Annotated in this window: 6 protein-coding genes; 5 read left to right on the forward strand and 1 reads right to left on the reverse strand. The window is 46.9% G+C overall.

The features are described from left to right. The first annotated feature begins 9 nt into the window (after nucleotides 1-9). From IQ257_RS17970 to IQ257_RS17985, 4 genes are all read left to right on the forward strand, one after another. Nucleotides 10-1,056, forward strand: a complete 1,047-nt coding sequence (locus IQ257_RS17970) for a phage tail protein (RefSeq protein ID WP_193874929.1) — start codon at nucleotides 10-12, stop codon at nucleotides 1,054-1,056. A gap of 65 nt (nucleotides 1,057-1,121) precedes the next feature. After that, nucleotides 1,122-2,591, forward strand: coding sequence for a DUF4159 domain-containing protein (locus tag IQ257_RS17975; protein ID WP_193874927.1), 1,470 nt, complete (start codon nucleotides 1,122-1,124; stop codon nucleotides 2,589-2,591). Nucleotides 2,592-2,647: 56 nt separating this feature from the next. Next, nucleotides 2,648-3,712, forward strand: a complete 1,065-nt coding sequence (locus tag IQ257_RS17980) for a c-type heme family protein (protein WP_193874925.1) — start codon at nucleotides 2,648-2,650, stop codon at nucleotides 3,710-3,712. Between the two features lie 65 nt (nucleotides 3,713-3,777). Then, the gene (locus IQ257_RS17985) at nucleotides 3,778-5,946 is read left to right on the forward strand and encodes a hypothetical protein (protein WP_193874923.1); all 2,169 of its coding nucleotides are present in this window, start codon (nucleotides 3,778-3,780) and stop codon (nucleotides 5,944-5,946) included. Between the two features lie 121 nt (nucleotides 5,947-6,067). Here the strand turns inward: IQ257_RS17985 and IQ257_RS17990 are convergent, their stop codons facing one another. Then, nucleotides 6,068-6,838, reverse strand: a complete 771-nt coding sequence (locus IQ257_RS17990; protein WP_193874921.1) for a hypothetical protein — start codon at nucleotides 6,836-6,838, stop codon at nucleotides 6,068-6,070. A 271-nt stretch (nucleotides 6,839-7,109) separates the two neighbouring features. On the opposite strand from IQ257_RS17990, the gene IQ257_RS17995 reads away from it, so the two are divergent. Further along, nucleotides 7,110-8,387: a DUF3747 domain-containing protein gene (locus IQ257_RS17995; RefSeq protein WP_193874919.1), complete on the forward strand. Its 1,278-nt coding sequence runs from the start codon at nucleotides 7,110-7,112 to the stop codon at nucleotides 8,385-8,387. The last annotated feature ends 198 nt before the right edge of the window (nucleotides 8,388-8,585 follow it).

An 8,585-nucleotide genomic window follows, 5' to 3' on the forward strand; every position in this document is an offset into this window, starting at 1 on the left:
AACTTTTAAATGACCCAAGCTCGTGACATCCTACCCTTACGCCTGCAACTGACAGCCATGCAGTTGCCAGAGGTAGCCCCTCAGGAAATCGGCAGGACTAGCGAACCCCAATCCGCTCTGGCGAGGCTAGCATCGACGGCGACTGACAGCAGGGGATGCTATCTGACCCTTTACCCTGGAGAACCCGCTGAAATTCTCGTTCAGCTTGAAAACCAGGGAAACCAAACCCTGCACTTGGATATTCAAATTAAGGGAGACTTTCCCAGCCAGTGGTATCGTCTCGGAATGGAAGGACGCGAACTTCCTCCTAGAGGGCGGATGGAGGCTGTCGTTCGCTTTTACCTAATGGCAGATTTTTTCGAGTCCAATGACGATTGGCAGTCGAGTCAGTCCCATCGGCTAGATTATCGCGGTCAAATTTACGTCCACTACTCCCAACCGCAAATGGGAGGGCAGCAAATCGAGTCGGCGACCTTTAACCTCTACGTCCGTCCCCGCAGCCTCTATGTGAATTTTTTGCCCGAACTCTATCGGGAGGTAGACTTTATCAGTCGCTTGCTCAAAATTTTTGAGCAGACCTTTGAACCCACTGTCCAGGCAATGGACGCTATGTGGGCTTACCTAGACCCTTTGATGACACCAGAGGCATTACTGCCTTTTCTGTCCCATTGGGTCGGTTGGACTCTTCAAACAAGCTTGAGTCTGAATCGGCAGCGCTATCTGATTCGTCAGGCGATGGAAATCTATCGCTGGCGCGGCACTCGTCGAGGTTTGCGCTTTTACTTGCATCTATTTACCGATTTGCCCCTCGACGAACTTCTTCCAGAACACCAAAAACACATCAGTATCCAGGAAGTTTTTGGTCAGGGTTTTGTTATGGGAAATACCCGTCTCAACCGAGACTCGCGGATCGGTGGTGGACAACCCTATCATTTTATTGTCACCCTGCGCCCTGATGACCGTAGTCAGATTGACGAAGTTTTAGTTCACCAAATTATTCAACAAGAAAAACCAGCTTTTTGTACCTATGAACTTTATATTGGAGCGCTATTATGAATTGCGTTTTTATCCACAAACTCTAGGATAAATAATCAGTTATTATTTTGAATTTTGAATTGTGTATGATGAAACCCTGGCCCCCACCTTCTATCAAACCATTTGAACGCCTTCAAGTAACTGATGGTTTGCTGATCGATGCCCAACGATGGCAGCTCGCTCACCAATATCATCGACAGTATCACAACGCCTACTACCAATCTCTCCATCAGCCTGGAATTGTCTGTGGTTTGGGTGTGCGCATCGCGGCAGCCCCAGCCGAAGTCTTGGCAAAATACCGAGATGAGCGTTGGGTAGAAATTGAATCAGGAATTGCAATTGATTTGTACGGCAATTTTATTGTCGTGCCAGAACCGATGTCTTATCGGATTTCGTCTGAAGTAAGGTCAGGCGAATCCCTAATGATATATTTGGTGGTTAGATTTAGAGACCCTGATGAATTGCGCACTCGCAGAACCAGTGAACGAGTGACAGAAACGTTTCGGATTGACGAACGAATCGACCCACCCGGTGACGGTGATGTAGAGGTGTGCCGAATTTTACTCAAATCTGGAAAAGTTCAGTTAGAGACTCCACGGGATGTCTTTTATCCTAGTTACAATAATCTAGACTTGCGCCATCGTCTGCAAGCTCAAGCACGACCTCAGGCACTCGTACAAGTTGCCATGTATGGCAAATCTGCCTTATCACCTCAAGCGCTTGGATTGATGGGGAGCGCCCCTAGGGAATCTCAACAGAGTCGCATTTTTGCCAATCTTTCCTACCTCCTCCGCTCTGTTGTGGGTCTTTATCCCCCCTTGCAAGGATCTGATGAAATAGGACAGCTAAGGTTAAACTCCGAAGAATTGGGGAAACTGTTAGACTTCGACCTCCTATTCTTAACTGACTACCAGTTCCAATCTTTAGGTGACTCGGAAGTTGAAGTTTTGCGGCAATATTTGCTCTCAGGTGGTGTTTTGTTGGTGGAAGCTTCTACCCAAGGTACGCCCCTCGATGAACTGGGTAAAGTCCAGCAAGAGCTAGAAAAGGCGATCGCACAGACAACCGAAGACCCAGAACTCCAGCAACATCGGCAGGAACTCCAGCTTGAACTTCAGGCAGTCAAAACTGATTTGACCCAAAATATCAGCCAGGTCACTCATGGATTCCAAGATTTGGCGAGTGCTTTGGGAACTCCATTGGAATTACTCGATCAATTGGATCAAAACCACCCACTACGGACTCAGCCTTTCCTGTTTGCTGCGCTGCCTCAAATCGACCAACAACGCATTCAAATCCTAACTGGAGGCGGAATTATTATCGCAATTGGTAACTTGTCAACGGCTTGGGGATTGGATGAAAATCTCTCTCTCCCTCGAGAAACCATTCGCACCGCCCAAGAAATGGGTATCAACATTTTGCATTTCGCTTGGCGAAGGCGACAACTCACTCAGTGGCAGCGTGCCGTTGACACCTCTACTCCACCACCAACACCTCCGAAAGAGAAACAGGCGAAGACCTCGCGGCGAGATAAATTGTTTGACAAATTGATTTAACTGCCAATGGCTAATCTAGCAATAAATGATTAGCCATTATTAAGCATTGATTAACTATGAAAAATCTCAAGCTTGCACCCAAATTCACTCTAATTTTATCTGGACTTTTTGTATGCGCTATTATCATCAGTGGTGTTGCTTTGTCACAAGTTACGCAACAGAGAGCTGAAGCGGATGTGACTTATAGAGCACAAATGCTGATGGAATTAATGAGTTCAGTAAGAACCTATACTAGCAAAGAAATTTCTCCTCTATTAGCGCAAAAATTAGAAACAGAAACTGAGTTTATCCCCCAAGTTATCCCAACGTATTCAGCCCGAGAGATTTTTGAAGCGATTCGCCAGCAACCGAACTATAGAGATTACCGTTACAAAGATGCGGTACTCAATCCGACAAATCCAAAAGATAAGGCAGATGAGTTTGAAGCCAAACTAGTCGAGCGTTTTCGCAGTGATCCGAATCTCGACTCTATCACTGGATTTAGAAGTGATTTAGACAAAGAGTTATTCTTTAATGCTCGACCAATCGTCATTACAGACAGAACCTGCCTGCGTTGTCACAGTACACTAGAAGCCGCGCCAAAAAGCCTGCTAGCCAGCTACGGCTCGGAAAATGGGTTTAACTGGCCCCTGGATAAAGTACTGGGTGCTCAAACCGTTTATATCCCCTCTCAAGACGTTTTTGATATTGCTCATCAGTTATCGACCGTAGCAATTAGCATTTTCATCGTCACGTTTGCCTTAGTCATTTTATTAATTAATTTCTTGCTAAAGCGAGCTGTTATTCAGCCGATTCGACCCATGGCGAGACTAGCTCGCAAAATTAGCAATGATGAAATCAGTGCAGATCAGACTACAGAGCCAGATATGGAAGCTCTGAGTAGAATTGCTCGAAATGGTGACGAGTTAGGACAGTTAGCGCGAGTCTTCCAACAGATGGCTAACGCCATCTATGTTCGCAAGCAAAGTTTTAACCAACAACTCGAACAACTTAGCCTCAAAAGTGAAGCCACTAAGGTTTATACTCCAGGAAAAAGTAATAAGATAGCCTATTTTAAAGCGTTGCAACAAAAGGCAGAAGCAATTCGGAAACGCTTGGCAGAATCGAGTAAGCCGACCTAAGCATAAACATAGAATAAAAACGTCTCTCCAGGTTCTAACTCCTAACCCCCAGCTCCTATTTTTCAATGGCAGATAATCTGATCAGTACAACGGTTTCTCCCAAACAACTCAAATTTAAGCCAGGAGGACTACCAGCATCCTTTGAAGTCACTGTTGTTAACGAAAGCGATCGCTTTGCTACCTTTCAACTCGAAGTGACTGCCGCAGGTGCCGACTCCAATCAACCCCCTGGTTGGTACAACATCTCTCCAGAAGTAAGTACCAAAAAACCCCCCGGCGATGTCACCAAATTTCACGTCGCGATTTTAGATACGCCAGTACCTGGATTTGTGGGATTGATGAATCTCACAGTACGCACCTTCTCAATGGAACTCCCAGATGAAGATCGAGAAGTCCTGCGTTTAAATTTAGAGCAAGGAACGGGTGCAGTACCTCTACAGTTAGAGTTGCCTGTTCGGGAGTTCCAAGACTATCCCGACGATTTAGTCAAGATTCCTGTACGCCTCTATAATCCAGGTCAACTCCTCACCAATGTTGTCCTCCGACTCCTGGGATTAGAGCCGGAGTGGTTGGTCGAGGGAATTGAACGCCAGTTGCAATTGGCTCCAGGAGGACATATTTCAGAAACGTTTATCTGCCAATTGCCAAGTATCACTGAAGCCTCCAGCCAAGTTTACCCATTTAAAATTGAAGCAACCCACAGCAACGGTCCAACCTCCTGGGTGGAAGGGACGCTGGAAATTCTACCCAAGGGGGTAGTGGAGTTTACCTGCAACCCCAAAAAACACAAGATTCCATCCAAGCGAACCTGGTTACCTAACTGGCGCAATCCCCCTGTCGTCTATGACCTTAAATTCGAGAATCGCAGCAATTTACAGCAGCAGGTTCAGCTCACAATTCAAGGTGACGATCAACAACAGTGCATTGTAGAACTACCCTCTGAGCCAGCAGAAATCAGTCCGGGTCAGATGGGTCAGGCACAAGTGGTCGTAAAAGCCCGACGGCACTGGTTGGGTAGAGTTAGACAACTTTTTTTAGAAGCCGTAGCCGATTTATCAGATGAGCGTTTGGGCAGTACCAACCCCACCGATCAAACCCTAAAATTGGATGTTTACCCCATCATTCCTACCTGGCTACTCCTTGGGGGAGGACTGTTGCTTTTATACCTGGCTTGGTGGTTATCGTGGCTGAATCCTGACAATCCCTGGTTTGGACACCACGCAGCAGTCAATTCTGTACAATTCAACGGCATGAGTCAGAATGTGGTCAGTGGCTCTAGTGACCAGACTCTGATTAAGTGGAGAGTTGATGGCTTTTTTAATCCCTTTGCTAACCAACAAATTGACAAAATTGCTAATACAGGTAAAGCTGTGCGGGTCATCCGGTACACACCTGTCAACAATAATGTGGTGGCGGCGGGCTTAGAAAATGGGGAAATTCGATTGTTAAATTTGTTGGGTGAAACTCCCTTAACAATCGATTCTTTTTTCTATCAAAAAGATGACCGAGTTTTGGCTTTGGAGTTTACAGACGATTCGCGCTACCTCTTCAGCGGTCATGGTAGCGGTTTAGTCGTGCAATGGGATGTCCAGCGAGATTTAGACGAACCCTTAGCTGAGTTGAGCAGAACTAAGCAACCGATTCGCGGTCGAGAAATGGATTTTGCCGTCTACGCACTCCAATTTGTGGGACAAGATAGCAACAACCTGGCAATTGCAGGACGGTTCAACCAATTGGTGCTGTGGAATTTACCTGAAAACTCACTCCTGCCAGTGCCTTACCGGAAAGGCGGTCAGGATGACTATATTCTCAGCGTTGATGTTGCCCAATTAAAACCGTATCTTTTAGCAACCTCTGACAATCAAGGCTATATCACCTTATGGAATATGAAAACCTGTCTGGTTGAGAACGAATCCTGTGAGGTTCTTGACCAATGGTCTAACGGTCATGGCGGTCAGCCCGTGCGCTCGGTAGCCCTGAGCAACGGCGGGTGTTATCTAGCCAGTGCTGGAGATGACGGGCGGATGAAGCTTTGGCCCCTAACGACAGAGGGCAAGCGTGGAGAGGGATTATTAAGTGGCATAGACGTTGGTGGCTCGAAAAATCGACCTATCAACACTATTGATTTGAACGTCCTCAGGGACAAGATTCTTGTTGCTAGTGGGAGTGATGATACTCAGGTACGGGTCAATAAGGTGCGACGGCAAGAGCAGCTCGGGTGCGATCGCGATTAGTCTTTATAGTATATTTCAGCGCATCTAGGAAGGACACGGAAAGTATAAGGGGATTCAGATGAATCCCCACTCCCTAAAATCCCTAATGTGACACTTGAGGGAAAGAATGTAGCTTCCTACCTCACGCCGCTTTGAAAAATCGGATAATTTCCCGAACATGATCGAGGAATTGACTATCGACGGTTAACTGAGCGATTGCTTGTTGGGCTTCCCGTGCTAGACGCTGGTGTTCGGCTTCATTGGTGGCTTGCAGTTGTTCAAACGATGCCCCTAAACGGGCTAAATCTTTGCGAGTTTCTTCCCAGTAACGCTGCTGAGTGGTAACCCAGGAGTAAGGTTCTTGAGGATCGAGTTGTTCTTGTACCTGTTTGATGTTAGTTTCCAAAATGTTAACGCGAGTACACAGTTCTTGAATATCCTGGCGCGGATACTTAAACTCTTGCCGAATCGCAGCTAACCGTACTGCCAAATACTCATAGAGCCGCACGGCAGGACGCAGGGCAGTTAACAGCAATGCCGCACCGGAACTGATATAGCCTACGGCACTAATACCCGTAGCGGCTAAGGTGTACAGTCCAATGGTGGAAAACAGGTGCAAGGCAATTGCAACCAGAAGCGATCGCCTAGCGATGACTTGGGCATAATTGACTTGCTTGGCGTCAACCTCTATCCCTTTTTCAGTAGACTGCGCCGCATCCGCTAAAACTGCCTTGGCTTCAAAGTGGATATTCCAAGGAACTGTCACAACCACCAACAGCCACCAGAAACTGGCAACACCAATCACCCAATCTAGGAAATGACCCGCACTGATATGTAACCATTGCAGTATTCCAAAGATCAGTAGAGTTACGATTCCCAAGGCGGCACTCCCGCCGATAAAGTTAAATCGCATCACAGTATCCTCTAAGTATCGAGACGTTTTCCTAATCATGTGTAGGTGTTACGGAAATAACCTAGAAGCTTGTGATAGTTTTACCAGCTTCACAGGGTCTTGATGTTTACCCCAGTTATTGAGAGATTCTGGCAAGAAGAGACGCTACTAGCGCCAAGAGTAACACCGACTTTGTAAGGAAACATTTAGCACTCGAATTCATCAAATACTTTGGGGAGACAATCTTCATATCCCAAGCAACACTATTTCGATTTTTAAATTGGACAACAGGATGAAACGTTCATTTGTAGGAAAAGTGGCAGCACTTGCAACGGTGGCTTTATCAACCATGACGGCTGGGAATCCAGCTAAAGCTGCCGACTTCGAGCAACTACCCGTTAAGCAAGACGACTTTATTGCCGTCACGTCTCCCTTTGGCGAAAGCTCTTATCAACTGCTGCTTATCGAACAAAAAACCAATGCACGACCGTGTTGGAGTGAAAGCGGCAGCAGCCCTGTCGTGGTAGATCCACTGCTATTGAACTTTGACTTTAGGAATATTTGCGATCGCAAAACTGATAGCAACGGCTATTCTATCCGCATGGCGGGTGAAGATTTGGGGCTAGATTATCTACTCAGAATTGTTAAACGCAATGGCGAGCTAGTGCTGGTTGGAACTAATTCAAGAAATCGCCAAGCTCCGGAAGTTGTTGTTGGCAGAACCAGAGGTTTGGGAGATGGTTTTTTGAAGATCTTTCTAGAACCGGATTGGGAGTTTGCGAGAAGAAGTTATCAAGGAAAACCACTCGGTCATGTCTATCTTGCTACTAACCAGCCGTTAGGCAGCACGGGTACGGGTACAGGTACAGGCACAGGCACGGGCACAGGTACGGGTACAGGTACGGGTACAGGTACGGGCACAGGTACGGGTACGGGTACAGGTACGGGTACGGGTACAGGTATAGGTACATTCCGAGATATCGCCAACGATATCTACGCCCGTGAAATCGAGCAAGCCGTAGCATTGGGATTTATTGCTGGATTTAAAGAAGACAATACCTTCAGACCCCAAGTATCCTTAACCCGAGAGCAATTGGTTTCAATGGTTTTGGAAGCTTTGCAAAAGCTGCCGGGAGCCAATTTCACTCTGCCTACTCAAGTCAGCAGACAACCCTATCCCGATGTTGAAGCATCCCGATGGAGTGCAGGGAAAATTCAATGGGCGCGAGACAACAATATTGTCAGCGGCTATACCGATGGTAGATTTCGACCTACTCAGCCAGTGACTCGTGCCGAATTGATGGCAGTACAGCGACGGGCAGCAGAATTTGCGATGACTCTCCAAGGTGGACAACCTCAGCTAACTCCCAATCAGTCAGCCCTACAGTTTTCTGATACTCAGGGTCATTGGGCTGCTTCTCTAATCGATCAAATGTCTGGCTACTGCCGAGTAGCTTCTCCTCGTAACGAAACAGGCAATGCCTTTTATCCCGATTCTCAAGCTCAACGGAACTATTCAGCCGCTGCTACTTTGCGGATGCTCAACTGTGTTAAATCTAACAGGGAGTAGGGAGTGGGGAGTAGGGAATGGGACTGTACCTCATGTAAATGAGAACCGCTATATAGCTCAATAGGATTTTTTTGAAACCTCTCCCGGTTGCGCTAAGAGCTAAAACCGGGAGATTCCTCAGAAGCTTTACCTAGCTTGTTGCTCGTCCCAAAGGCTTCGCCGTGACCCTTCGACAGGTCTTACCCTGAGCTTGCCGAA

The sequence above is a fragment of the Coleofasciculus sp. LEGE 07092 genome, assembly GCF_015207375.1.
Lineage (GTDB): Bacteria > Cyanobacteriota > Cyanobacteriia > Cyanobacteriales > Coleofasciculaceae > LEGE-07092.